This window comes from Carnobacterium sp., from assembly GCF_032094055.1.
In the GTDB taxonomy this organism is placed as follows: domain Bacteria; phylum Bacillota; class Bacilli; order Lactobacillales; family Carnobacteriaceae; genus Carnobacterium_A.
Genome location: NZ_DAMDAK010000026.1, coordinates 22,600 through 24,337 on the forward strand (window position 1 = coordinate 22,600; position 1,738 = coordinate 24,337).

The following is a 1,738-nucleotide window of genomic DNA, read 5'->3' on the forward strand; positions in this document are numbered from 1 at the left end:
AGAACTAGAAAAACAAGCAAATAAACAAAAAAGAGCTCCGATCATTCGTTTAGTGTTATTAGATTACCAAAAAATGTTATCACGAATTAGGCTGAATACTAGACGGTATGATGAAACAATAGAAGAAAAGAAAGATAATTTACGAATCAAAGTGATGGATACAGAACGCTTTGAAATTCACCGCATGTACGAAGCTGGAGAAATTAGTAATGAGCAAGCTAGAGAACTAAGACGATTTATTAACTATATTGAAAATGTTACTTTATATGAATATGGTGAATAAGATAGAAAAGAAGCTAAGTTATATCTCTTTAGATGTACTTAGCTTCTTTTCTATTTATCCAATTCTTTAAAGTGTTTGAAAAAACAACCGCCGCAATTAATAGTAATACAACAAGCAAAAATTTGTCTCTCGCTACGCTTCACTATTTAAAAATGGTATCTTTCTGTATCAAACACATTATTAATCTGAAAAATAATCTTTTAATTTTTCCAATAATTGATGGCTTTGCGTATTCAGTCCTTCTAGTTGAACCTCGACATCTTGTGCTTTTAGTTTTTTAACAACCGTTAGAATAGCTTCTACGCTGGTGTCGTCCCAAATATGCGAATGGGTAAAATCTAAGATCACTAATTTTTCAACTAAAGGTTCTTCAAAAGCTTTCATAAAATCATGTGTAGAAGCAAAAAATAATTGACCGTGAATCATAAAACGCGTGCCTTCTTTGACTACATCGATAGTTGAAATCTTTGCGATAAAAGCAATGATGCTTAAGATAACTCCTGTCACTACACCAATGGCTAGATTATGAGTATACAAAACAATCGCAACCGTCAGAATCATAATAGCTCCTTCGGTAATGTGCACCGTTTTAACGTAATGAAAACTAGACCAGTCAAAGGTAGCAATCGCAACAGTGATCATAATACCGATCAGTGCAGCAGTAGGGATTTGAATCATTAAACCTTTTAAAACCACGATCAGAAACAATAAGAATAAACCGGCAGTAAACGTAGACAATCGCTTTCTACCACCTGATTTAACGTTAATAACGGCTTGTCCGATCATGGCACAACCAGCAGGTCCACCAAAAAAACCTGTAATGATGTTTGCCAGGCCTTGTGATTTGACTTCACGTTGCTGATCGCTTGTTGTTTGCGTCATCTCGTCTACTATCGGAGCGGTTAAAAGGGATTCAAGCAACCCTACGATCGAAAGCGCCAGAGCAGTCGGGAAAATGATAGCCAAGGTTTCAAAATTTAAAGGAATAGCCGGCAAAGCTAAATGTGGAAGTCCCCCACTCATGTCACCCATATCTCCTACAGTTTGGACTCCCAAAGGCAGGAAAATCGAAGCAGCTGTCATCAGAATGATGGCAATCAAAGCTGGCGGAACAGATTTGATCACTTTTGGAATGATGTACATTAACGCAATTGTTAATCCAACCATTAGGTAAGCTGGTAAACTGCTGCCTAATAACTGCTGGATTTGAGCTGTGAAAATCAATAATGCCAACGCATTAACAAATCCCAACATCACTGATTTTGGAATAAACTTCATTAACTTCTGGATTCCTAAGTAGCCCAATACTAACTGGATAATACCGGTTAAAATCGTAGCAGCCACCATATAGTGAATCCCATGGTTCTTTATCAAATTAACCATCACAAGTGCCATGGATCCTGCAGCGGCCGAAACCATTGCGGGACGTCCGCCAGTCAAAGAAGTAACCAGCGC

At 37.6% G+C, this 1,738-nt stretch carries 2 protein-coding genes; one reads left to right on the plus strand and one right to left on the minus strand.

Annotated elements, in window-relative coordinates; all coding sequences use genetic code 11:
- On the plus strand, positions 1-283 hold a 283-nt coding region (locus RT405_RS05835; RefSeq protein WP_396163351.1), incomplete at its 5' end, for a hypothetical protein.
- 180 nt (positions 284-463) lie between these two features.
- On the opposite strand, the gene RT405_RS05840 is transcribed toward RT405_RS05835, so the two are convergent.
- Positions 464-1,738: SulP family inorganic anion transporter (locus tag RT405_RS05840; RefSeq protein WP_313468354.1), on the minus strand; the 1,275-nt coding region annotated here is incomplete at its 5' end.